The sequence below is a fragment of the Winkia sp. C0117E2 genome, assembly GCF_056590455.1.
Genome location: NZ_JBWPWD010000005.1, coordinates 46,832 through 70,203 on the forward strand (window position 1 = coordinate 46,832; position 23,372 = coordinate 70,203).

Below are 23,372 nucleotides of genomic sequence, written 5' to 3' on the forward strand. Positions count from 1 at the left end.
CAAACTACTTCTAAAAATTTCTTACTGGATATTTAGTTATCCATTCGGCAGGAATTTCTGAATAGTAGATTCCTTGCCATTCACGTTCCCAGAGAAGTCCAATATTGCCGTTAGGCAGTGTCGTCATGGATTGATATACATAGTGTCCTGCTTGGAAGGTTCTGGAAGATTGCCACGTTGATCCACCATCGTTAGAGAATCTGAGCACCCCTTTACCCCTATATGGTTGCGCTGCCGAAGCGTTTGCGAACAGTACGTTTTTGTAGCCACCGGACATACTCCGAGCTGCGGGCAGGCTGAATATATCCGGAGTATCGTCCTTGAACTCCACCCCACTCCAGGTAGCCCCTCCATCTCGAGAGCGAGAAACAGCAACCTTTCGTCCCGGATTAAGATTCCGCATATACATAGTCAGTTCGTTCTCGTCACTCTGAACAACGGCAGACTCATGCAGGGACGCGCTCCCATCGCGCACAGTCTTTGAATCAATAGTTCCCCCTCTAAACTGTCTTCCATCGTTTGGAGACTTAGATCTACTCCAGGTTGTTCCTCCATCATCGGAGTAGACGACTGCGCTGGAATAAACCGTTGCGACAGAATTTGAATAATAGATTGGGACAATTAAGCGCCCATCATATTTACCACCCTTGATCTGCATGGCAGATCCCGGACTAGTCCCAATAAACTTCATCCATTCTGCTTTAACTTGATGGTTAATATGCCTAGGAGAACTCCAGGTAACTCCATCATCATCGGAATGCATTTCAACAAGATAGGAGGTTGGTGCCATGAATAGGCCATCGGGAACGGCTTTAGATTTTTCAGCTGGATCGTATATAGAATTCAGCTCACGACCGCCTTTGCGGACGTTACCTTGACTGTCCACGGAATAATCTGTCTCTCTCCCCTCAGAGTCCAGCACCTTTCCTGATTTGTACTTGAAAGCACGGTTTTCACCGTCTTTCAGTAGCAGAGAGCCATCTTCTGCCATACCAGTCCCAGGGACATTATTAGGCTGTCCAACCCCTCCGGGGTACAGATCTACAAGCAAGGTGATTCTTCCACTCTTCTGATCCTGCACTAAGGAGGAGTCAATTACCGACGCTGCTTTCCTACCCTCTCCAGGCAGGTCGACCAGCTTCTGCAGGGGTTCCCAGGTCTTTCCGTTATCCAAAGACCTACGTACAACTAAGTTAATGTCATTTGGGCTGTCGTATGCGTTGGGCACCCGTTGGTCCGCACTGGCAATTAAAGTTCCATTCTCAGTGCAAATGATCGCAGGAATCCTGTAGTTAGCAGCCCCCTCATACCCAAGATCAAATAGCGCCATTTCTCCCGGATTCTCATATGAGGAAAGCGATTGAATTTGTGCCGTGTTTAACCTCCCTGCGTACACTCTCAGCTCGGCCCCTTCACTCAGGTAGTTATCTATAGACGACAGGGAATGTGAGGGCATCTTCCGGGCAGTCAGGGATGACCCATTAAGGTAAAAATTCGCCTCATCGCCATCAATAGCTACCACAATGGAGTCACCAGACCTAAGGTGTTTGTTCAGCGGTATCTCGAGCTTTTGGCCACCTTGCCTGAAGGCTATAGAAGGCCCGAAGCTAAGTATCTGTACATCGGTGTGTCCTCGCCGCAATCGCGCTTCTTTATTTACCGCTCCGTCGTTTTGCACCCGGTAAACCAGAGTTACTTTTTGCTCCTCAGCAGCATTCCGCACTGCGTCTGGGATCGACGCACTCTTATCTACTGAAAAAACTGGATGGGGGTACTTAGTGGTCGCTCGGATTTGCTGGGCAGACAATGGAGAACTGTAAATGCTCGCATTACTAATAGTTCCTTCGAATCCCCACTGTCTTCCAGAGTTGTCATAGTTGGCTCCAAGTCTTAGAGAATCGATCTGGTTCAATGACGAGAAAAACGCTCTAGCAGCGGTGCTGAACACCTGTTGCCCATCCAGATAAATACGAGTGTTGTCATCCGAAACAGTAACAACAGCCGCGTGTTCCGATCCATCACTCACAGGGCCAGCATCTTCCGCATCTGCCTTTGCAAGCCAACTTTCAGGCGCCAGCTTTTGATCTCTTACTTCCCAGTACAGATGTCCATTCCGCACCGACAAGGTCAGATTCGTAGAAGGATCCTTTGTAGAGGAAGCACTGAACAGCGCGGCAGAGGGAGATTTTTGGGTCGTTTTAAATGTGATTGCAATAGTCCCCGAATGCAACGAACTAACCTTTGGAGCGTACTGCACTAGATCCAGTCCAGGCCCCTGCGCATTTTGACTGTATGGGTTAGTAACTTCCACTAGAGGAGTCGATGACACATCTGCCGCACCCGCATCAGCTATGCACATCGCGCCTCCGCAGGCCAATACCATCGCTAGAAAACATCCTAACAGCGCTCTCCACGATCTATCTCGCCTCGATGCGGTAACCATATTCATCTCTCACTACCACCCTGTAGCTATCAGTTGTCTGACATTATGTTCGACATGCTAGCCTACACTTCAGCTCATGGCAAGCGTCCCCAAAAACAGTGGCTCTAACTGTGCATACGCCACACAAGAGAGGATTCGCCGCAGCCCCTTGCGAAGACTAACTGCTACTGCTATAACTAACTTGTAAGACAACTGATCTATTGGATTCACCTGTTCAAAGACGAATATAAGGAGTAAATCCCTAATGAGTAATACAGCAGGCGCGCAGGCCGCGCGCAAGAAACACTGGTGGGAATACTTAGACAAGGAAGACTGGAAAGCGTTCTTTGCCGCATGGCTGGGAGTGCTGCTAGACGGTTACGATTTCGTACTAATATCCTTTGCACTTCCCGCAATCATCAAAACCTTCGACCTCACATTGGTTCAAGGCGCTTCACTAATTTCTGCAGCGTTCATCAGTCGCTGGATTGGCGGCCTTGTCTTGGGCGCTGTCGGGGACCGCTATGGTCGTAAACCTGCAATGGTTCTGTCAATCTTCATGTTTGCCTTCGGATCAATTGCGTGCGCTCTCGCTCCTAATTACTGGATTCTATTTATCCTCCGTCTCGTAATCGGGTTTGCAATGGCTGGCGAGTATTCATCCTCCGCCACCTACGTAATTGAGTCCTGGCCAGTGCATATGCGTAATAAGGCATCCGGGTTCCTTCTGTCAGGCTACGCATTCGGCGTTATTGCTGCCGCCCAAGTAGATAAGTATTTTGCAACTTGGGTTGATTCTTTACATCCCGGCTGGGGCTGGAGAGCCTTATTCCTCACCGGCGTGGTTCCGATCGGCATAGCCATTTACATGCGCCGGTCGCTTCCAGAAGCAGCCGATTGGAAAGATGCGAAATCTAAGGGACACGTCGACAACAACGACATGCTCGCAGTCCTATTCGGCGGTAACAAGAAGATGCTGAACTACCTAGCAGTAGTCGTAGCATCTGCTGCTCTTCTACTGATCTTCACGTCCATCACCTCTGGCATAGCTGTCACTACTATCCTCGGCGCACTCTGTGCAGTAATTTTCATCTACTTCATAGTTCAGTTCAACAAGAACCGCTGGGTAACAGGCGTGGCAATCATGCTGACGATCTTTGCCTCTTTCATGTACACCTGGCCAATTCAAGGCCTCCTTCCCACCTACCTCCAAGGCGTGGGAATGGATCAGCAGTTAGTAGCAAACGTCGTATCGTTCGCAGGACTCGGCAATGCCTGCGGTTACATTATTGCTGGTTTCGCTGGCGATCATTTTGGCATGCGCCGTTGGTACGCTTTGTCACTCCTACTCTCCCAGATCATCGTTTTCCCGCTGTTCATGCAGAACGGTAAATACGTACTCCTGGTAGCAGCACTCTTGTTCTTCCAACAGATGTTCGGGCAAGGCATCTCCGGACTACTGCCCAAGTGGGTATCGAGTTACTTCCCGGTTGACAAGCGCGCAGCCGGCCTAGGCTTCTGCTATAACGTAGGTGCTCTCGGCGGAGCAGTCGGTCCAGTACTAGGCGCCGCTGTCGCCGCAAAGGTTTCTCTTGGCATGGCACTCGCAATTCTCTCTGCTGGCTTCGCAGCAGTAGTAATGGTTTCAATCGGCGCAAACGTTCCTCGACTTCTTCAGAAAGCCGTGGCACCCGAAGCAGTACGCATTGAAGACGGTGACGACGAAGTCATAAAGGGAGGCAAATAATGTCTAAGTCTTTCATTGTCGGGGCCTACGCATCATTGCCCGACGAAAGAAAGCACAACGATTACTACCAAATCTTGGGGCAGCAAGACTGGATCGATGGAATTGAGATTCCCTATCCGGGAGTTATCAAGGATAATGCGACAGCCTTCGCCAAAGTCCTACCGGAACATTGGACAACTAACACAATCACGGCAATCCCCGGCACCATGCAGAACGTGTGGAAGGAGCCTCACTTTGGCCTCGCCTCTGCTGAGAAATCAGGGAGAGAAGCTGCCCTAGATTTCTGCGAGGGAATTCGCAGATCCGTTGCTGAACTTAATACAGCAACCGGCAGGAATTCAATTAGCGTAATCCAACTACATTCCGCGCCTACCAAATTGGCTGACACTGACGCCTTCAGCACCTCACTGGAGCAGCTCCTTAAGTGGGACTGGGGTGGCGCAGAGATCGTAATCGAACATTGCGACAAATTCATCTCCTCGCAAAAGCCAGAAAAAGGCTTTCTAGCGATCGAGGAGGAAATAAACATTGCGCGACAACTCGGCGTTGGAATCCACATAAATTGGGGACGATCAGTGGTAGAGGGCAGGACTGCGGAAACAGCTTTCGAGCATATCCAACAATGCGCCAAAGCGGGAGTCCTAGCTGGAGTCATCTTCTCGGGAGCAGGCCCGGATGCTACACAGTATGGCTACGAATGGATAGATGGACACTTACCTAGTTCCACCTACGAACCCACCTCGTTACTAACCGGTGAGGAGATCCAGCGTTGTGCAGAAGCCGCTTCTTCCGCCAAATACATAGGAGCTAAAATCTGCGTTCCTGAAAAGGCCTCTCTGCCAGAACGTGTGCAAATGCTTAGAAATATCTACGACTCAGCTAAAGGAATTGAAAAGTGAACAAGTTCAAAGGCGTCATACCACCGGTAGTAACCCCCCTTACCTCGGCGGGTGAACTGGATAAAAACAGTTTCAAACGTTCTATAGACAGAATGATTGAAGCGGGGGTAAATGGACTTTTCATCCTGGGATCGTCCGGTGAGGTAGCTTTCTCGACCGATGCACGTCGCGAAGAAATCCTCCGAGCAGCTAAGGAGATAGTTGGCGACAGGGTTCCGCTTCTAGCCGGATGTATCGACACCGAAACACTACGCGTCATTGAACACGCAAAGGTTGCAGAAAAACTTGGTTACGATGCGATAGTCGCTACGGCGCCTTTCTACGCACTAGGCGGCATCACAGAGATCGAGCGACACTTCCGCAAGATTCACGAGGCTACCTCCCTACCTATTTTCGCCTACGATATTCCAGTTTGTGTGCACGTCAAGCTTCCGGGCGACTTGCTAATCAGACTTGGAAAAGACGGCGTAATCGCTGGCGTCAAGGATTCCTCAGGAGACGATGTGGCATTCCGCTTCCTTGTTGACGACAATAAGGAAGCCGGTCACCCACTCGCGCTATTTACCGGTCAAGAGGTAGTTGTCGACGGCGCCTACATGGCGGGAGCAGATGGGTCAGTGCCAGGTCTCGCTAACGTAGATCCAGTTAGCTATGTAAACCAGTGGCAGGCTTATCAAGCTGGCGACTGGGAAAGCGTTCGCACCACCCAGAACCATCTTTCGGCACTCATGCGCATCACTTCAGTGGTACAGGAAGTTTCTGGTTTTGGAGCGGGAGTCGGAGCTTTCAAGACAGCCTTGAAATTACTCGGCGTGTACGATTCAAACATGATGCCTGAGCCGGTTGCAGCCCTTGAAGGTGAAAATGTGGAGCGCATCCGGAACGTGCTAGTAAAAACTGGGGTCCTAAGTGACTAGGGTAGCCGCAATAGACATAGGCGGCACAAAGATTGGCGCCGGTCTTATTTGCACCGAAAGTGGGGACATCACTCAAATAGCTGATCTTTCTACTCCGGCTAGGGACGGCAGCGGCGCTGTTTGCGCCGCTGCCGCCCAACAGCTCCGCAAGATCCTGGAAATTGGACAAGCGGAAGCAATCGGGATTTCTACCGCGGGGATCGTAGATACAGACAGCGGAGCTATTACATCTGCAACCGATCTAATAAAGAATTGGACGGGGACGGACCTGAAAAACTATTTTCAGAACGAGTATGCCCTCCCCACCTTCCTCCTAAATGATGTACATGCGCACGCGCTTGGTGAAGCCAACTGGGGCGTTGGGAAAAACTACAGAACTATCCTGTCAGTAGCTGTTGGTACAGGTATGGGCGGAGCGTTTATACAAGATGGACATTTACTACAAGGAGCGCACTTTGCATCCGGCCACATTGGCCATATAGTTCACCCTCTAGCCGACGGACTGGAATGCTCTTGCGGCGGGTTTAGCCACATCGAAACAGTCGCTTCCGGAAGCGGCCAGGTTAGTTTTTACAACAAAGAACTTCCCCCTGCGCTATCACCGGTGTCGAGTGGGAAAGAGATATCCACTCGCGCGGCACAGGGTGAGGAATACGCGCAAGAGATACTGGAAGAAACAGCACACGCACTCGGACAGGTTCTGGGTGGATTGTGTAACTGTTTTGATCCCCACGCAATAATCCTGTCCGGCTCGGTAACTAGAAGTGGAAGCAAATGGCTGGCGCAGGTAAAAACCGGTTACTCCGAGTGTGTCCTTCCACCTATGCGCAACACTCCCCTACTGAAAGGAAAACTCGGTTCAGCCGCTCCACTGCTGGGAGCATCATGCTGGGCCGCTTCGAAATTGGAAGAAAACTATGAACAGGGTAATTGAATCTCTTCACGGAGGACTTATTGTTAGCGTCCAAGCCTACCCGGGCGAACCTATGCGGAGCCCTGAAACCATGGCGCAAATAGCACGCGCTGCCGAGCAGGGCGGAGCTGTCGGAATACGCTGCCAAGGTTTAGCAGATATTTCAGCCATAAAAGACCGGGTAGAAATTCCGGTATTGGGAATCTGGAAAGAAGGCCATGAAGGTGTATTCATCACTCCAACACTTCGACACGCCCGCGCATGTTCCATGGCTGGTGCCGACATAGTCGCACTTGACGCGACCAGACGCCCTCGACCCGACGGGCGCACTTACGCGCAAACTGTTTCCGCTCTGCATGACGAAGGAATACTCGTAATGGCTGATTGTGGATCTATTGAAGACGCCCGCCAAGCGGCAGAATCCGAAACCGACATGCTGTCCACCACACTAGCGGGATACACTGGTGAACGTATCAAGACAGATGGGCCAGATTTGGGGCTTCTCACCCAAATGGTTGCGGAGTTTCCGGATATCCCCATCATTTGCGAAGGACGCGTTCACACTCCGGCTCAGGCAGGTGCTGTAATGAAAAAAGGTGCTTGGGCAGCCGTCGTGGGAACAGCAATTACACATCCAACGACTATCACCAGCTGGTTTAGCCAGGCTATAAAAGACGCAGAATAAGGAGCAACGATGCGCATAGGCATTTTCAACACCACACTGGACGCGTGCGACGCAGCCGCGCAGTTCATCATTAATAATTTCCCAAAGGGCGGAAACCTAGGCGTGGCCACCGGTTCCACCCCGCTCCCGTTGTACCTGCGTCTTCGTGCTGCTTATAATCGCGGCGAATTTGACCTTTCGGACGCGCAGGCATTCGCCCTCGACGAATACGTCGAAATTGGTTCCGAGGACCCGCAGCGCTATCGCAACGTGCTCCGCTACGAACTAGTTGGCGACGACAAAACTGGTCTAAGCGAGGACGCTTTGCACACTCCCCTAGCAAATGGGGGCGACCCCGAGCAGGCTGCAGCCGCATACGAAAAGGACATCGCTGACGCGGGTGGCATTGACCTGCAGATCCTCGGGCTAGGGGCCAACGGTCACATTGGCTTCAACGAGCCCGGCGAACCCTTCACCTCACGCACCCACTCTGGCGCCCTTACCGAACAGACCCGCGCTGACAACGCCCGCTTCTTCGGCGACGAACCGGGCTCCGTGCCTACCCACTGCGTGACCCAGGGGCTCGGCACCATTATGGACGCCCGCGTGATCGTGCTGCTGGCCACCGGTCCTGCTAAAGCTGAGGCCGTGCACGCCCTGGTCGAGGGCGAAGTAAGCGAAAACTGCCCCGCCTCAATCCTGCAAAAGCACCCCAATGTGGTGTTGTTCCTAAACAACAATGCTGCGGCCAAGCTCGAAAATAAAGCCGAATACAAACAAGCCTGGCGGGAGGACGCAAAGTAGCCACCGCGCGGTGAAGTTTCGCGCATTTGGTCCCCCACCGTGCAAGTAATGCAAGGTGGGGGACATTATTGGAGAGTGACACAAAAGCCAACCGCAGCCGAGCAGATAGACACTCGCCCACTTACGCGCAACCAGAAATCGCTGATTGGCCTAACTATCGCGGGTAACATTTGCGAATTTTTCGACCTCTTTTTGATCGGCTTCGTTATCGCCTTGCTCATGCGGACGCCCGGGTGGGACCTCACCGGGCTACAGGCGGGTATTATTGCTGCATCTTCGGGGGTGGGCACCGTCCTCGGGTCACTGGTGTGGGGACGCATGGCCGACCACTTTGGTCGTCGCCACGCATTCATGTGGTGCATCGTAGTAATGGTCGCTTTCACGGCAGCAACCCTGACGATTCAACCCGGACAGTGGCACCTGCTGAGCCTCTACCGCGTGGGCGTGTGCGTCGGCGTGGGCGGGCTCAACATCACCTCCTTACCGTTCGTGCAAGAATTCGTCCCCGCCCGCCAACGCGGCCTCCTTGCAGGACTAACATCGGTATTCATCCCGCTGGGACTATTCTTGGGGTCACTGGCAACAAAGCTGTTCGCCGAGCCTTTCGGCTGGAAGGGGCTCATTGCCCTCGGCTGCACCCCCATCGTGATTTTGCTGTGGGGATACTCCGTACCCGAGTCGCCTCGCTTCCTGGCCACGCGAGGGAAGTACGACGCCGCCCGTGACGCGTACGCATGGGCAATGCAGATTCCCCATAAGCAAGTCGGAACAGTCGAAGTACCCCCGGCTAAAGAAAAGACTTCCTACGCGCTTATCGTGCGCAAATACCCGCGCGAGCTGGTCATCATCGCCGCCGCCTCTTTTTGCTTCCTGCTCGGCTGCTTCACCATCCAGTCATGGGGGCAGACTTTACTTGGTGAATCCTTCAATTTCGACACCGGCACCGTCGTGTACATGTTCATGGGCGTATCCGCAGTGGACCTGGCTGGCCGATTGTTGGGAGCGTGGATGTCGGATCGGATTGGGCGGCGACGCACCCTGCTGATCTGGGGATGGCTAGGCGGAACCGGCTGCCTGATCGCTGCCTTCTCTGCGAAAGCCGCAGATTCCGGAATGGTGAGCACTCATGCTGCCGGACTGATTTTCTTCGGCGGCATCCTCCTTGCCATGACCTTCGGGGACGGCTCCTTCGGGTTCCTGAACGCTTTCGGGGCAGAGCAATTCCCCGCCGCCGCACGTTCCACGGGCGTGGGAATGACTTATGGCATTGGTGCCACCGCTAAAATTATGGGCCCCTACTTGGTCGGATGGATGATCGGATCCAGCAAGCTAACCCCGCAGATCGTTTTCATCCCCTTCCTTCTCTTTGGCATCTTGCTGTTCGTTGGCGGATTCCTGTTCACCCGCGCCCGCGAAACAGCAGGCGTGGCGCTGGACTGACATTCAGCACCTAGAGGGCGTCGACCTCGGCAGGGACGGCCGGCGCGTCTAAGCCTTGGTAAAGCTAGGCAGCAACCGCCGACGCGAAACCAGGGGAAGTTTCGCGAGCCTAACCGACCCCCGTAGCCAAATAGTGGGCCGCCTTGCGACCCCCCAAAAAAACAAGCCCGGAGGTTTCTACTTCTTTTCCGCAATACTCATACGGGAGCGCAGCGGCTGGTAGTGGTCTTCGACAGCGCGATTGTACGCCTGCACGTCCCCCTTCTCGATGGCTTCTAGCATCGCCCCATGGGCCCTTGCAGTGGCTACCAACCCGTCTAGATCTGCCGGCAGCGAGGGGACGACCGCCATGTGGATCATCCACATGGCACTCATCGTTTCGTCTAGCAGCTTGTTATCCAGGCAGGCGATGAGCCCCCTATGGAAAGCGATATCTTCCCTGATATATGCCTTTCCTGCCGCCGATTTCTTTACCATCTTTGCCACTAGCTGGCGCAAATGCCCGGTTACAGCGTTTTGCGTCTGATTGACGTGAATCAGCTCTTGGCCCACCCCCAAGTCAAGGTACTTACGCAAAGTTACGACCTCGTCTAACGTCGACAGCGAATCCTTACCCACCGAGGAGCGCGACATACCCAGTAACTTGCACAACTCCGCCTCTGTGGGCAACGGGTCTCCGGGCCCTAATTCTTGAGAAATGATGTACTGCTGAACTGCGTCAATCGCCGAATCGGTGCGCGAAGCAAAACGTTGCTCAAGTTTCGTTTGTTCGTGCCCGGTCAACGATGGGGGCAGCGAGGACAGAACCTCAGGCGTGCTTTTTCATAGGAATATCATTCTCTTTCTTCTTCGCGCGTCACCAGCCCAGCGGTGAAGGCAAGTTCACTCTACCAATTTGTCAGACAACCTACCTATCGAACAGCGGTGTTCGATAGCCGTGCAACATCCCAGGCCGGTAGCTCAGAAACCCTCAGGCGGCACCCCAAGATTTCCCCTGCTACGGGTCCTCGCGTTAGAAGGAACCAATAATGACCAAGTTCAGCGGTGTCATCCCACCGGTAGTTACTCCCCTTACAGAATCCGGCCAGCTTGATACTAAGAGCTTCAAGAAATCAATAGACAGGATGATCGACGCGGGAGTAATGCACACGCAAAAATGGCAAAGGAACTCGGCTACGACGCAATAGTAGCTACCGCACCGTTCTACGCCCTCGGCGGCAAAGCGAGATTGAACGGCATTTCAGGCTAATCCACCAGGCTATCGATCTGCCCATTTTCGCCTACGACATCCCCGTTTGCGTACACGTAAAACTTCCTGGGGACTTTCTAATCAAGCTCGGTAAGGAAGGGGTAATCGCAGGCGTAAAAGACTCTTCGGGCGATGACGTAGCATTCCGCTTCCTGGTTGCTGACAACGACAAGGCGGGGCACCCACTCGCACTGTTTACCGGCCATGAAGTAGTAGTCGACGGGGTATACATGTCCGGGCCAGACGGTTCGGTTCCCGGCTTAGGCAACATTGCCCCGCATGGTTACGTCCGCCAATGACAGGCATACCAACAAGGTGACTGGCAAACGGTCCGGGCAGAACAGGAACGCTTAGCAGAACTCATGCGCATCACTAGCGTCGTCGAAGGAGTATCCGGCTTCGGCGCCGGGGTTAGGGCATTCAAGACAGCCATGAAGTTGCTCGGAGTGTTCACCTCCAACACGATGCCGGACCCGGTCAATGCGCTTGAAGGAAAGAACTTGCAGTTAGTGCGCCAAATTCTGGTCCAGACAGGACTCCTGGATGACTAGGGTAGCCGCCTTAGACATTGGCGGCACCAAAATCGGCGCAGGTCCCGCTAACTGTTTCGGCTTTCCGACATATCGGCTACAGGCCCGGCCTTCCTCTCACGGGAAAGGTCGGGCTTGAACGCTTCGCGCAAGTCGGCGAGCAGCATCCCGGGTGCAAGTATGCGACCGGCTCGATAAGGGAGAAATAAAGTCGGGACTCAGCCTGAGGGGTGCGCATAACCGCCCTAAAGCCCGCCGCAGAAGCTATCACTCGGGGTGGTTGGCTGCCCAAATGACGCGATCGGCCTCGTACAAGGCAATCTCGAGCGCCCGCAGCTGCCCCTCAAACTCGTCCTCGCCAACGCTTGGGAATCGAATCATGCCACCAATGGTGCCCTCGTGGTCGTGAGTGTATTCGAGGGCCGCATAAAGCGCCGCGTTCTGGAATTCGGCCTCCGCGCTCAACGATGCCCGCACTGCATACCCTTCACCAGAAAGCTGGTGCACGATATCGCGCCATGGCAGTGTTGCCAACCGGGCGGTCGGCCCGTCCGCGTCAAGCAACTCGGCGCTCGCGTACTGGTCATCCCCCTGCGCAACGTCAAGCAGGTTTACGCCCAAGCGCTCTACGGCAATCGGCTGCTCAGCGCCAACGAACCCCAAAGTCACAATGATGTCGGGCGCAGTGTTGTCAGCTACCTCTTTCAGTAGGGCTCGCGCGCCCTGTGCCTCCTGCGGCAGAATGAGCGGCACTACCTCGTGGCGCCCATCCAGGGCCTCCACCAACTTCTGCGTAATATTCCCATCGGCTTTGGCATCAAAGCCAGCCAACATGATCCGAGTCATTTCATCCTCATTTCCAAGCGCCGCCGCTTTAGCTTGTAGCTATCTATCACCCTGATTTTAGCGATTTGCCGCTATGGTTTAAACATGCGCATATCTAACTGGGATAACTCGGGCCCGGCAAACTGGGACCCCAAACAAAAAGCCCCAATCGACCCGTTCAACACGGCACGCTTCAACGTGCAACCGGTCGATCAGGCACTTTCTGGGCCGGCCTACCAACAGAATCGGTCCCTGAAACAGGCCGCCGTGCCCGTCCTGGTACTACTCGCGTTCATGTGGGGCATATATATTTTTGAGTCCGTCACGCGAATCGATTTGACCGCCTTACTGGGGATTCATGCCGGCCGCATGTCCTCGCTGTGGAACATTTTCACCTACTCGTTCGAACACCTAAACTTCCCCCACATAATGAATAACACCTGGCCGTTCCTAATCCTAGGAACCCTTATTTCCAAGGAAGGTCAGGCCCGCTACCTGTGGGTATCCCTGGCCGGCACCGTTGTTGGAGGCCTCGGCGTGTGGCTACTTTCGCCACAAAATTCCGTGACCGTGGGTGCTTCCGGTGTCGTGTTCGCCTACTTCGGCTACCTGATCACAGCCGCCATTGTGGAAAAGAACTCCAGCCAGAGGGCGGGCCGCATCGGCGTCGCGGTCGCCGTCGGGATCTTCTACGGATCCTCAATGCTGTTCAGCCTGATCCCCCGCGCCGACGTATCTTGGCAGGGCCACCTGCTAGGGGCCGTAGGCGGGGTCCTGGCCGCCATCATTATCGAGGGCAACGAGGCGCGTCAGCTCAAGGCTGCTCAGAACCAACCCCAGATTTTCCCGCCGCGCCACTAGCGTGCCGGCGGTAGCGGACGCCAATAAATAGGGCGGTGCGACCCCACTTAGGGATCCGCACCGCCTTTGCTATACGTACCGCGCTTAGCTGCCCGTGAGCGCACCAATAACGAACGTCACGGCTGCCGCTCCCAGACCAATTGCCAGCTGCCGCAGTGCTCGCGGTGCCGGCCTTGCCCCCGATAGCAAACCAACTAAACCGCCAGTGATAAGCAGCGCGACCCCTACCAGGCACACAGCCGCCGCCATAGCTGACCCGCGCGAAACCGGCAGCAGGAATGGAATGATTGGGACAATGGCTCCGGCCGAGAAGAATAGGAAGGAAGACAGGGCAGCCTTCCACCCATCCCCGACCTCTTCGAACCCATCAGTCTGAGTTTCTTCCGCCAGCCGAGCAGCCTCAATCTGCGTCACCATCTTGCGGGCCCGCTCTTCGGCCTGGTCAGGTTCCATACCGCGGGCGCGGAAGACGAGGGCGAGCTCGTTACTTTCCAAATCCAGCTCCGGTACCGCCTCAGCCGTGGCGGGAGACGGGTTGGACGCCTCCAGCAGCTCGCGCTGCGAGCGCACGGACACGTACTCGCCAGCACCCATTGACAGCGCGCCGGCTAACAGCCCCGAAAGGCCGGTGATCAAAATTGTGGAACCACTGACCCCGGCGGCGGCAACCCCCAGCAGCAGGGCAAGATTCGACACCAGCCCGTCGTTCATCCCGAACACCGCGGCACGGAAGGTACCCGCCATGCGCATGCGAGAGCGGCCCGCCAGGGCCCGCACTACCTCGGAATGGACGCGTTCGTCCGCACTAATCTGCGCGGGCGTCTCCGGCTCGCTGGCTGCCTGCCTTTCTTCGGCAGACTGGGCCAGGGCTAGCACAAACACGGATCCGAACGTGCGCGCCAAGGCCGCCATGATGCGCGTGCGCAACGGCGGAATAGGCGCCGGGTAGGCGTGCAAGCCCAGTTTGTCCAACCAGTACTGTTCGTGTCGCTGCTCAGCTTTAGCCAGCTTCAACAGCACTTCCCGCTCGACTCCGGAGCGTTTTCCCGCCAAATAAGAATAGGTGGCGGCCTCCTGCCTTTCGCTGGCAAGATGCCGCCGCCACTTCTTTATCTCAGCATTAGTAGGTGATTCCACGTCCGCTTACTTCTGCTCGGAAACTTCTTCGACCTCGACGTCAACGTACTGGGGGGCCTGCCCGCCCTGCTGGGCCGGAGGGGTAAACAGGCGGTCCTTGATGTGATCGGCAACCTTGTCGGTCACCTTCTGCCCCTGCTCAGACACGACCTGGTTGATCTTCCGGGAGGCCTGTTCGGACACTTCGCGCACCTTCGGGTTGTCCGCTACGGCGTGTACGCCACGAGCAACCGGCCCGGACGGATTATTTCGCATCTCGCGGCGAGCAAAGTAGACACCGGCGCCCAAGCCAAGCAGTCCCAAAGTAAACTTCTTCATCTTTCCTCCTATGTCAGCCAAAAACAACCTTACCGGGTGCAAGGAAAACTAGGGAGGGCGAACTTTACTTCTAGGTAACCCGCGAAACACTTTTGCCGCAGGAGAGGGCGTTTTCCGCCCAAATTAGGCTAGTAAAGTGTGATTCAGCCCGCGGAAGACATACAAGCTGGATCGAAGACCGAGGGCGCCGGAAGTGGCTCGCCCTCGGGCAAAATTTAGGTTAGATAATAAGGGATCCGCCCAGTGACACCGTAGATACGACCACGGTTGCGATCAGCCCTAAGAGGACGGGTTTGGGGCCCACTTTGATCAGTTCGGGAACGCGGATGCCTAGGCCAAGCCCGGCCATCGCCATTGTGAGCGCGGCAGTCTGCACCACTTTCGCGCCGGCTAGGACACTGGCTGGCAGGCTGATCACGGACCCTAGGATCACCATGGCCAGGAAGCCGACCACAAACAGGGGCACTAGTGGTGCAGCTTTGTCCGAACCCTGCCCGTTCTTCCGGAACAGGACGCCGAGGACGGCGACGACACCGGCCAGGCAGATCACGCGCGCCAACTTCACCGCAACGGCGGTGGCCAGGGCCTTCTCCCCCATCGCGGCGCCGGCAGCCACCACCTGCGCTACTTCATGGATGGATCCGCCCGCCCAGATGCCTGCCGTCACGGGATCGAGGCCGAACAGCCCCGCCAGTACAGGCAGCACGAGAATGCAGATAGTGCCATATACGACTACGAGGGCGAGCGCGGTAGCGGTTTGATCCTTCGAGGAGCGCACCACATCCTTCGAGCCGGCCACGGCCGCGGCGCCACAAATAGAAAAGCCGCACGCGATGACGCCCACGAGCGGCATCGGCATTCCCATTGCGCGGCCGATCAGCATGGTCGAGGTGACCCCGACCGTCACGATCACGACTACCAAAAGCAGGCGCTTCCAGCCGAGGGCGGCCAGGGTGGCTAGCGAGATTTGCAGGCCCAACAGCACGATTCCCAGGCGCAGCAGGCGCTTTGCCGACAGCGCTATGCCGGGACCGAAGCGTTCGGGCACCGGCCTGGTATTCGCCACGATCACGCCGAGGGCAATGGCTATGAGCAGTGCGCTAGCTAGAGGAACGACCTTATTTATCGCCATGGACGCTAGGGTGATTCCACCGGTAAACGCTAGGCCGGGCAGGAATTCGCGGACGCGATAACGTTTTTTCTTCTTAATTATTTCTTTTGTTTTTGTAGCAACAGCATTCACAACCCTAACTATCGGTCACCGGGGGCGGGGATGGAATACTCATTTTTACACCACTGCCATATAGTTTTGATATGCCTATGCCGAACCTGCAGCTCTTGGACCTGCTAGTGCGAGTTGAACAGCTGGGGAGCCTTTCAAAAGCCGCCACCTCCCTGCAACTGGCCCAACCCAACGCTTCGCGTGCTCTAGCCCGCTTGGAACGCCAGATTGGCCGCCCTCTGCTGGTGCGCTCCTCTTCCGGGTCCAAACTGACCTCGACCGGCACCCTGGTAGCCGGCTGGGCACGCCCTCTTTTGGCCGCCGCCGGCGAATTCGAAGCAGCTATGGCATCGCTAGACCACGCCGTACACAACAAGCTAGGGGTGCTGGCTTCCCAAACTATTGCCGAAAGCTACGCACCCGCCTGGCTCGCCCGCTTCCAAGCCGCATACCCGCAGGTGAGCGTCCACATGGAGGTTGCCAATTCCACCACCATCATGGATCGCATCCTGGCCGGTGACACCCGCCTGGGACTAATCGAATCCGCCACGGTCCGCCCCGGGCTACACACTCAACTAATAGGGCACGACCAGCTAATACTGATCTGCCCTGCCGCTCACCCGTGGGCTCACCGCCGCTCACCCGTATCGCTAAAACAGCTGGCGGGTACCCCACTAGTTGTGCGCGAACAAGGATCAGGCACCCGCCAAGTGCTTGAACTTGCCCTGGCCGATTTCCCAATCACCGCCCCCGCCATGGTGGCTTCCTCAAACGCGGCGGTGATCGGATCAGTCACTGCCGGGGCAGGGCCGTCCGTAATCTCTAAACGCAGCGCCGCGCCCGCCCTCGCACAGGGCACGATCGTGGAAGTCGCAGTGGCACACGCCCACCGGCTGCGGCGCCCGCTGCGCGCAATCTGGGCTAGCGGGAATGCCCCGGTCGGCCCGGCAGCGCACTTTGTGCAGGCAAGTCGGCCCTCTTTACCGCCGCCGCAGCAATAGCCGTAGTAAGAGGTACCGCTATGACCAGCCCTGTCACCGACGCGAGCGTCCGCAACGCCTCGGCGCCAATGTCCTCTGAGGCAAGCAGCGAGGCCAGCGACTGGTTGTAGAACATAACCAGCAGCAGCAGGGTGGAAAGCGCCGCCCCCGCATAGGCAAACACGATCGTGTAAATAGTAGAGGCAATATGGTCGCGGCCAATGCGCATGCCCGCCCGATACAGCGCCCATCGCGAATAGTGCGGTGCCGCCGCGCGTAGCTCCCACACGGCAGAGGCCTGGGTGATAGTCACGTCGTTCAGCACGCCCACCCCGGCCAATACGAGGGCGGCCACCGCCAATTGCCGAAAATCCAGCCCGGGCACGCGCGCAGCCAGTCCCAGTTCCGTTTCGTCGGTGAACCCGGACAGCCGACCGGCGTAAACCGCAATAGCGCCAAGGCCCGTGGAAATGGCGAGCGCTCCGAGCGTTCCCGCCAACGCTGCGCATGTGCGTAACGAGAAACCGTGCGCTATAAACACGACGACGAACATGATGGCAGCCCCGGCGACGAGGCCCACCCACACTCCAGGATTGCCACACACCAACGATGGCAGCATGAACAGCAGGAGGACGGCACCTGCGATCGCCAGCCCTATCAGGGCGAATAGCCCCTTCCAGCGCGCCACTGCCAGGACTACGAGGGCGAATAGGGCTGCGAAGACGCCAATCATGTGGGTGCGGTACACGCCCATGAAGGAATACTGCGGGCCAGCCGGGGTATCGAGTCGCATTACCGACAGACTGTCACCGGGGCTAATACCGGCGCTGGCAGCTGGCCCAGCCAGACGCAGCTGATTGGTTTTCCCCTTATCCTGGCCAGTCAAAACTGTTATGCGGGCCAGTTGGCATTTTGCCGCCGGGGAGGTGGCCACCGAATCTGGCGCGTTCTCCCCGGCAGAAGCTGAAGGAGTGGCCGAAGCTTCGCCCTCGGGCCGTACGGAAGATTCTGCACAACTGCCATCCAGGCCGGCAACTTGCACCGTTTCGAGGGTGGCTGTGGGCGCCAGCAGATAATTCTTCTGTACCTGCCGCAGCGCCTGGGTTTGCGCCCCATTCGGCCACAGCACCACCAAGCCCACCAGGGTCGCAATCGCAATTACGCCCAGTATGGTGAGCAGCATCCATTTTGCCACCGGCGAGGTCGAAGCGTTCGCTCGAGCGGCCGACATATGTGCGTGAGCGTGCAGATGAGAAGCATATTTGTGGGATATTACAGGGGCGCCCTCAGCCCTATGCGAATGAGTCATGGCGCTATGTTACGTCCACGCCGCCCGTCCTCGACATCGCCAAAAGTGAGGGCGATACCGATAGCCAGTCTTGGTGGCAGAGATTCGGCCCGCGAGCCTTCCTGATCGCGGAAGAATCAAATAAGCGGGCGGCATCCTCAGGGAAGGACACCGCCCGCTTGCTACCACAACAACCTACTGGTGGCGCTGACGCACCTGCTTTGCGGCTGCTACCAGGTTTTCAAGAGAAGGAATGGTTTCCGTGTAAGCTCGAGTCTTCAGCCCACAGTCGGGGTTCCCCCACAGCTTTTCGATACCGAGGCCGGACACGGCTGCCTGAAGCAGTCGCACTATTTCCTCAACCTGCGGTACGCGCGGGCTGTGAATGTCCCACACGCCGGGGCCGAGGCCGCGTTCGAAGCCGCGCTCGCGGATGGCGGGCAGGATTTCCATGCGTGAACGCGATGCCTCGATGGAGGTGACATCCGCGTCCAGCCGGTCTACCGCGTCGATGACGGTCTTGAAATCCGAGTAGCACAGGTGGGTGTGCACCTGAGTCTTGGATTGGGCACCGCCGGTGGCCAGGCGGAATGCGCCTACCGACCACTGGAGGTATTCCTCTTCGTTCTCCTTGCGCAGCGGCAGCAATTCGCGGATTGCAGGTTCGTCCACCTGCACCACGGGGATGCCGGCTTCTTCCAGGTCAGCAATTTCGTCACGCAGTGCTAGGCCGATCTGGTCTGCGACCTCACCGGGAGCCTCGTCGTCACGCACAAACGACCAGGCCATGATCGTAACCGGGCCGGTCAGCATGCCCTTCAGCGGCTTGTCGGTAAGCGACTGGGCGTAGGAGGACCACTTTACGGTGATCGGCGCAGGACGCACCACGTCGCCCCACAGGATCGACGGCCTGGTGCACCGGGAACCGTAGGACTGTACCCAGCCGTTCACGGTGGTGGCAAAGCCTTCTAGGTTTTCCGCGAAGTACTGCACCATGTCGTTGCGTTCGGCCTCGCCGTGCACCAGCACGTCCAGCCCAATGCGTTCCTGCACGCGCACTACGTGTTCGATCTCGGCCTTCATTGCCTGCTCGTAGTCGGCTGCAGACAGTTCGCCGCGGCGGTGGGCAGCCCTTGCTTTGCGGATCTCTACCGTCTGGGGGAAGGAACCGATAGTGGTGGTAGGCAGCACCGGCAGGTGCAGTCGTTCAGCCTGCTGGGCGGCACGTTCAGCGTAGGGTGCACGTTCGCGGTCCGCAGCGGTGACGGCAGCGGTACGCTCGCGCACTTCGGCCCGCCGCACCCCCGGGTGGGACTGGCGCGACTCAACGGCCGCATCCGAGGCGGCAAGTTCGGCCTCGATGGCTTCGTCGCCCTCTTCAAGCCCCTTGGCCAGGGCAACTACTTCTTCTACCTTCTGGTCCGCAAACGCCAACCAGGAGGCCACCTGCGGGTCCAGTTTCGTTTCCTTTTCAACATCGATCGGAACGTGCTGCAGCGAGGTCGAAGTAGTCACCGCCAGGTGTACCTGCCCCAGGTTTTCCTTCAATTCGCGCAGCTGGCCGAGGGCGGCACGCAGGTTTGTGCGCCACACGTTCCGGCCAGACACGATGCCGGCAGCAATCGTCCTCCCCGCCCAAGCTTTGTTCCATGCGGCTAGCGTCTGCGCATCCGGGGTCTTGCCCTTGACCAGGTCAATTGCCACAGCCTGCACCTTGGTGGCCGCGAGCGCTTCTACCGCATCGAAGGCATGCCCGTAAGTGAGCGCCACCAGCAGGCTTGCTCCGCGAACGGACAGTCGCTCGTAGGATTCAGTCAGGGCGGCAATGATGCGTTCGCGCGAGTATGCCCAGCGGTCCGAGGTCAGCGCCGGCTCGTCAAATTGCACCCAGGAGGCACCGGCGGAAACCAGGTCGTCGATCAGTGCTTCGTAGACAGAAAGTACCTCGGGCAGGCGAGCCAGAATGTCGTAGTCCTCGCCGGCTTCTTCCGACGGCTTGGATAGCAGCAGGAAGGTGACGGGGCCTACCAGAACCGGGCGGACACCCTCTCCTAGCAGCGCGGCGGCGCGGGAACGGGTAGAGCCGAGCCACTCGAATTTGGTTTCCGGCCCGATTTCAGGAACCAGGTAGTGGTAGTTCGAGTCGAACCACTTAGTCATCTCTAAGGCTGGGCGGGCGCCCTCACCGCGAGCAATGGTAAATAGTGCTTCCAACGCGGCGGTCGTGGAACTGTCGGAGGCATGCCACAGGTCCGGGCCTGCCGCCGCCAATGCCTTGCGTTCCTCGCTAAAGCGGGTCGGTACCGCACCGGTTGCCGCAATAATGTCGAGCACCTGGTCGTAGTAAGAGAAGTCTTCTGGAATGGAACCGGCCTCGGTTAGCCCCAGAGAATGGAGGCGTTCAGTGCGCGAACATCGCAGCTGATTGGCAGTTGCCACCAGCTGCACGCCACTAGTCTTGCCGGACCAAAAATCTTCTAGCACGCGCTTCAGTTCGCGGTGTACCCCGATGCGGGGGTAACCAAGGATGGAGGCGGAGGGGAAGTGCTGTTCAGTCATGGTAATCCTTAGAATTTTTCAGATAATTTTGTCGATTTAACGTAGGTTTGTCGCGATTTTGGGTGTAGTTCACCGCTGCAGGGGGACGCGCGGTGTTTTAGTTGCTGGGCGTTAGCCGATGCAGTGCTAGGTCAACAAGCTCGGTGTCGATCTCACCGCGCTTGGGCATTCGGCCGTTGCGGTAGCCTGAGGCCCGCACATATTCGACAACGTCGAGGGCGGGGCGTGGCCTGTTGAAGGTATACAGGTGCACTCCGGGCGCACCAGCGGCCAAGACCCCGTCTATTAGGTTCAAGGTAGCGCGAAGGGATTTGGCTACGCGTTCGCGCGCATCCGTGATTTGCAGGGTGCGCGATACTTCTTCGGGAACAGTAACGCCCGCAATCTTTTCGAGGGCGTTCAGGCGCTTCAGGTCTGTCAGCGGAATAATGCCGGGCACGATCGGCAGGCGGCCACCGGCAATGGTCAGCTCGCGTACCAGCGAGGCGTATTCGTCCGGGTCGTAGAAAACCTGGGTGATGGCATAGTCGGCGCCGGCTAGTTCCTTTTCCAGCAGGGCGGCAATGTCGTTGCGCCGGTATTCGCCAGAGGAGGCGGGGTATGCCGCAACGGCAATCGACACGTAGTTTTTCGGGTTGGGAGCACTGTCGGCGCCGGCCCCGTTTGGTCCCGCGCCCACGCCGTCTGGGAGCGTGTCCGCCGCAATTTCGCGAATCAGGGCAACCAGTTCGGCTGCTGAAGCCAGCCCTCCCGGTACTACTTCAAATTCGCTCTGCCCTGCTGGCGGGTCCCCGCGCAGCGCCAAGAAATCGCGGATGCCCGCGCGCAAAAGCAGGCGGATGGTCATTGCTAGTTGGCCGCGGGTGGCTCCCACGCAGGTCAAGTGCGATACCGCTGGTAGACCGGGGTGGCGGTCGAGGACGCGAGTCAGTACTCGCACGGAAGTGTCGCGGGTGTCCACTTTGGCACCGGAAGCCCCGTAAGTTACCGAAACGTAGTCGGGGGCGGCTGCAATAAGGCGGTCCACTCCGGCCCAAATGGAGGAAAGTTTCGAGGCTGAGCGCGGGGGGAACAGTTCGAAAGAAACGGTCGGATGCGCTACTTGCTGGCCTGGTTTGTAACCCTTGTAGAGGTGGGCCGTGGTCATTAGTCTCTCCCATCGAAACTGGCATTAGCACCCGCTAAAGGGTTGCTGCGGCGTCAACAAGCCAGATCTCTCGGCCGCTCTGGATGGCTATTTGACTCGTAGCTTAGAGCGCCCGCGGCGGCGTGCGCAACCGAAATTTAGAACCCTTCGCACCTCAGACGGTGTTTTTGCTGGATAATTAGCTCTTCTACACTCCTGTAAAAGTGTCCACATGGCGGTCACCTTTAGGTATTCGGGCCGAGAATGCGGCGAATCCGCTCTCGGCAATACGAATCCTAGGATTTTTTCTTCAACCTTTAAGGTTGCCTTGCTACCGTTATGCCCGTGAGCGAAGTGCAGATTATGACCCCACGTGGGAAGAAGCTGGCAGGCGATTGGGTTGCGCCAGTAGACTCTTGCGACATTTGTGTGGTGCTCGTGCACTCATTTTTGGGCGACCGCCATTCAGCCGGCTGGTTTGATTTCCTGAGCGCTGCTTACCGCGGAGCCGGATACCAAACCATGGCTTTTGATCTTTCTGGATGCGGCCAATCCGACGATGATGTGCTAACTAGCGACAACAGCGCCGAGGATATTCAGTCCGTCTGTAGCTGGCTCCTGGATAACGGGGTGAAGCAGGTTATTGTGCATGCTCACGGGTACGGGGCTACCGCCTCGCTTCGGGCCGTCCCACTGCCGGCAGCAACCATGATCCTAACTGGCCCAATTTCGGGGTCGACGCTGATGGATTGGAGCGCCGTCTTCTCTTCGGATCAGCTTGACCAACTAGAGATTGTTGGCCACACGATCATCCCCGGTTCCGAGGGCGAACGCGACCACTACCTGATTTCTAAGCAAACCCTGGCGGATCTGACCATTGTGGACACGCAAAAGCTGGCCACCGAGGTGACTTGCCCGGTGCTGCTCATTCACGACGGGACTGATCAGGACGAGGGCATGGTAGAATCTACAACTCAGCTGGCGGCCTTGTTGCCTGACGGCTCGCGGCTGGAAGTGATGCGCGAAGCAAATTTCGGAGCTGGACCTTCGGCACCCGAGTCGGGGGCGGCTGCCCTGCGCGCCAAGTGTCTTGACTGGCTTCGCCTGCACGCGCCCGCAAAGTAGGCGCTAAGCTCGTGCCATGAGCATTGTGGTAACGAACGAAATCAGTATTCATCCCGAGGACGCACAGGCCGTCGCCGCCCGCTTCAAGGCGAACGGTTCACGTATGGGGGACCTGGAAGGTTTCGAGGGCTTCGATCTGTTGCAACCCACAGATCCGGCTGATGACCGATGGCTGGTAGTGACCCGGTGGGCCAACGAGAAGTCCTACGAGGCGTGGATTCACTCCCACCACTTCAGCGCTTCGCACGGGCACAAGGCAGATGAAGAGGGCGGGCCCGCCCGCAAGGTGGCCAAGACCCCAGTGGTGCGCCACTACCAGGTGGCTCACTGCCAGGAGGGCAACTGA

General features: G+C 57.1%; 20 protein-coding genes, 1 pseudogene and 1 riboswitch. Of the genes and pseudogenes, 12 read left to right on the forward strand and 9 right to left on the reverse strand.

The window, feature by feature from the left end; translation table 11 throughout:
• Positions 1–10 precede the first annotated feature (10 nt).
• Positions 11–2,311: a sialidase family protein gene (locus tag AC1EKG_RS07550; protein ID WP_231288206.1), complete on the reverse strand. Its 2,301-nt coding sequence runs from the start codon at positions 2,309–2,311 to the stop codon at positions 11–13.
• A 376-nt stretch (positions 2,312–2,687) separates the two neighbouring features.
• On the opposite strand from AC1EKG_RS07550, the gene AC1EKG_RS07555 reads away from it, so the two are divergent.
• The 7 genes from AC1EKG_RS07555 to AC1EKG_RS07585 all read left to right on the forward strand — a co-directional run bounded on the left by AC1EKG_RS07555 (position 2,688) and on the right by AC1EKG_RS07585 (position 9,806).
• Positions 2,688–4,169 (forward strand): MFS transporter, encoded by a 1,482-nt coding sequence (locus AC1EKG_RS07555; protein ID WP_004808113.1) that lies wholly within the window; start codon positions 2,688–2,690, stop codon positions 4,167–4,169.
• Positions 4,169–5,068 carry a DUF4862 family protein gene (locus AC1EKG_RS07560; RefSeq protein WP_004808111.1) on the forward strand — a complete coding sequence of 300 codons (900 nt, stop codon included), beginning with the start codon at positions 4,169–4,171 and terminating at the stop codon, positions 5,066–5,068. The genes AC1EKG_RS07555 and AC1EKG_RS07560 overlap by 1 nt, the downstream gene beginning before the upstream one ends.
• Entirely contained in the window at positions 5,065–5,985 is a 921-nt protein-coding gene (locus AC1EKG_RS07565) for a dihydrodipicolinate synthase family protein (protein ID WP_004808109.1), read from the forward strand. The genes AC1EKG_RS07560 and AC1EKG_RS07565 overlap by 4 nt, the downstream gene beginning before the upstream one ends.
• A complete protein-coding gene (locus AC1EKG_RS07570; protein WP_004808108.1) occupies positions 5,978–6,919 on the forward strand; it encodes an ROK family protein in 942 nt (313 codons plus the stop codon). The genes AC1EKG_RS07565 and AC1EKG_RS07570 overlap by 8 nt, the downstream gene beginning before the upstream one ends.
• The gene (locus tag AC1EKG_RS07575) at positions 6,903–7,583 is read left to right on the forward strand and encodes an N-acetylmannosamine-6-phosphate 2-epimerase (RefSeq protein WP_004808106.1); all 681 of its coding nucleotides are present in this window, start codon (positions 6,903–6,905) and stop codon (positions 7,581–7,583) included. Before AC1EKG_RS07570 ends, AC1EKG_RS07575 begins: the two co-directional genes overlap by 17 nt.
• Before the next feature lie 9 nt (positions 7,584–7,592).
• Complete coding sequence (locus AC1EKG_RS07580; RefSeq protein ID WP_004808104.1) at positions 7,593–8,366, forward strand: glucosamine-6-phosphate deaminase; 774 nt, start codon at positions 7,593–7,595, stop codon at positions 8,364–8,366.
• A gap of 75 nt (positions 8,367–8,441) precedes the next feature.
• On the forward strand, positions 8,442–9,806 hold the full coding sequence (locus AC1EKG_RS07585) for an MFS transporter (protein ID WP_004808102.1): 1,365 nt from the start codon (positions 8,442–8,444) through the stop codon (positions 9,804–9,806).
• A 177-nt stretch (positions 9,807–9,983) separates the two neighbouring features.
• Here the strand turns inward: AC1EKG_RS07585 and AC1EKG_RS07590 are convergent, their stop codons facing one another.
• Positions 9,984–10,589 (reverse strand): FadR/GntR family transcriptional regulator, encoded by a 606-nt coding sequence (locus AC1EKG_RS07590; RefSeq protein WP_004808100.1) that lies wholly within the window; start codon positions 10,587–10,589, stop codon positions 9,984–9,986.
• 242 nt (positions 10,590–10,831) lie between these two features.
• On the opposite strand from AC1EKG_RS07590, the pseudogene AC1EKG_RS07595 reads away from it, so the two are divergent.
• Positions 10,832–11,606: pseudogene (locus AC1EKG_RS07595) on the forward strand (dihydrodipicolinate synthase family protein).
• Positions 11,607–11,852: 246 nt separating this feature from the next.
• On the opposite strand, the gene AC1EKG_RS07600 reads toward AC1EKG_RS07595, so the two are convergent.
• Positions 11,853–12,431 (reverse strand): pyroglutamyl-peptidase I family protein, encoded by a 579-nt coding sequence (locus AC1EKG_RS07600; protein ID WP_004808093.1) that lies wholly within the window; start codon positions 12,429–12,431, stop codon positions 11,853–11,855.
• An 84-nt stretch (positions 12,432–12,515) separates the two neighbouring features.
• On the opposite strand from AC1EKG_RS07600, the gene AC1EKG_RS07605 reads away from it, so the two are divergent.
• Positions 12,516–13,271, forward strand: a complete 756-nt coding sequence (locus AC1EKG_RS07605; protein ID WP_004808091.1) for a rhomboid family intramembrane serine protease — start codon at positions 12,516–12,518, stop codon at positions 13,269–13,271.
• An 84-nt stretch (positions 13,272–13,355) separates the two neighbouring features.
• On the opposite strand, the gene AC1EKG_RS07610 is transcribed toward AC1EKG_RS07605, so the two are convergent.
• The 3 genes from AC1EKG_RS07610 to AC1EKG_RS07620 form a co-directional block, all read right to left on the reverse strand.
• Positions 13,356–14,408: a VIT1/CCC1 transporter family protein gene (locus tag AC1EKG_RS07610; protein WP_004808088.1), complete on the reverse strand. Its 1,053-nt coding sequence runs from the start codon at positions 14,406–14,408 to the stop codon at positions 13,356–13,358.
• 6 nt (positions 14,409–14,414) lie between these two features.
• On the reverse strand, positions 14,415–14,726 hold the full coding sequence (locus AC1EKG_RS07615; RefSeq protein WP_004808086.1) for a hypothetical protein: 312 nt from the start codon (positions 14,724–14,726) through the stop codon (positions 14,415–14,417).
• 220 nt (positions 14,727–14,946) lie between these two features.
• Positions 14,947–15,969 (reverse strand): YeiH family protein, encoded by a 1,023-nt coding sequence (locus AC1EKG_RS07620; protein WP_481067802.1) that lies wholly within the window; start codon positions 15,967–15,969, stop codon positions 14,947–14,949.
• A 71-nt stretch (positions 15,970–16,040) separates the two neighbouring features.
• On the opposite strand from AC1EKG_RS07620, the gene AC1EKG_RS07625 reads away from it, so the two are divergent.
• Positions 16,041–16,949 carry a LysR substrate-binding domain-containing protein gene (locus AC1EKG_RS07625; protein ID WP_040315410.1) on the forward strand — a complete coding sequence of 303 codons (909 nt, stop codon included), beginning with the start codon at positions 16,041–16,043 and terminating at the stop codon, positions 16,947–16,949.
• Here the strand turns inward: AC1EKG_RS07625 and AC1EKG_RS07630 are convergent.
• The 3 genes from AC1EKG_RS07630 to AC1EKG_RS07640 form a co-directional block, all read right to left on the reverse strand.
• The gene (locus tag AC1EKG_RS07630; RefSeq protein WP_196793473.1) at positions 16,870–18,237 is read right to left on the reverse strand and encodes a YibE/F family protein; all 1,368 of its coding nucleotides are present in this window, start codon (positions 18,235–18,237) and stop codon (positions 16,870–16,872) included. The genes AC1EKG_RS07625 and AC1EKG_RS07630 overlap by 80 nt on opposite strands.
• Before the next feature lie 174 nt (positions 18,238–18,411).
• Entirely contained in the window at positions 18,412–20,775 is a 2,364-nt protein-coding gene (metE, locus tag AC1EKG_RS07635) for a 5-methyltetrahydropteroyltriglutamate--homocysteine S-methyltransferase (RefSeq protein ID WP_004808079.1), read from the reverse strand.
• Between the two features lie 97 nt (positions 20,776–20,872).
• On the reverse strand, positions 20,873–21,922 hold the full coding sequence (locus tag AC1EKG_RS07640) for a methylenetetrahydrofolate reductase (RefSeq protein WP_070424943.1): 1,050 nt from the start codon (positions 21,920–21,922) through the stop codon (positions 20,873–20,875).
• 6 nt (positions 21,923–21,928) lie between these two features.
• Positions 21,929–22,012, reverse strand: a riboswitch (SAM riboswitch).
• Positions 22,013–22,246: 234 nt separating this feature from the next.
• On the opposite strand from AC1EKG_RS07640, the gene AC1EKG_RS07645 reads away from it, so the two are divergent.
• Positions 22,247–23,026 carry an alpha/beta hydrolase gene (locus AC1EKG_RS07645; RefSeq protein WP_040315471.1) on the forward strand — a complete coding sequence of 260 codons (780 nt, stop codon included), beginning with the start codon at positions 22,247–22,249 and terminating at the stop codon, positions 23,024–23,026.
• 16 nt (positions 23,027–23,042) lie between these two features.
• Positions 23,043–23,372, forward strand: a complete 330-nt coding sequence (locus AC1EKG_RS07650; RefSeq protein WP_048708112.1) for an antibiotic biosynthesis monooxygenase family protein — start codon at positions 23,043–23,045, stop codon at positions 23,370–23,372.

What these genes read in the sequence shown, in the direction of transcription:
- metE (WP_004808079.1), bottom strand. Translation starts at nt 20,775, where the DNA reads ATGACTGAACAGCACTTCCCCTCCGCCTCCATCCTTGGTTACCCCCGC.
- AC1EKG_RS07580 (WP_004808104.1), top strand. Translation starts at nt 7,593, where the DNA reads ATGCGCATAGGCATTTTCAACACCACACTGGACGCGTGCGACGCAGCC.
- AC1EKG_RS07630 (WP_196793473.1), bottom strand. Translation starts at nt 18,237, where the DNA reads ATGACTCATTCGCATAGGGCTGAGGGCGCCCCTGTAATATCCCACAAA.
- AC1EKG_RS07615 (WP_004808086.1), bottom strand. Translation starts at nt 14,726, where the DNA reads ATGAAGAAGTTTACTTTGGGACTGCTTGGCTTGGGCGCCGGTGTCTAC.
- AC1EKG_RS07640 (WP_070424943.1), bottom strand. Translation starts at nt 21,922, where the DNA reads ATGACCACGGCCCACCTCTACAAGGGTTACAAACCAGGCCAGCAAGTA.
- AC1EKG_RS07605 (WP_004808091.1), top strand. Translation starts at nt 12,516, where the DNA reads ATGCGCATATCTAACTGGGATAACTCGGGCCCGGCAAACTGGGACCCC.
- AC1EKG_RS07650 (WP_048708112.1), top strand. Translation starts at nt 23,043, where the DNA reads ATGAGCATTGTGGTAACGAACGAAATCAGTATTCATCCCGAGGACGCA.
- AC1EKG_RS07575 (WP_004808106.1), top strand. Translation starts at nt 6,903, where the DNA reads ATGAACAGGGTAATTGAATCTCTTCACGGAGGACTTATTGTTAGCGTC.
- AC1EKG_RS07555 (WP_004808113.1), top strand. Translation starts at nt 2,688, where the DNA reads ATGAGTAATACAGCAGGCGCGCAGGCCGCGCGCAAGAAACACTGGTGG.
- AC1EKG_RS07600 (WP_004808093.1), bottom strand. Translation starts at nt 12,431, where the DNA reads ATGACTCGGATCATGTTGGCTGGCTTTGATGCCAAAGCCGATGGGAAT.
- AC1EKG_RS07625 (WP_040315410.1), top strand. Translation starts at nt 16,041, where the DNA reads ATGCCTATGCCGAACCTGCAGCTCTTGGACCTGCTAGTGCGAGTTGAA.
- AC1EKG_RS07560 (WP_004808111.1), top strand. Translation starts at nt 4,169, where the DNA reads ATGTCTAAGTCTTTCATTGTCGGGGCCTACGCATCATTGCCCGACGAA.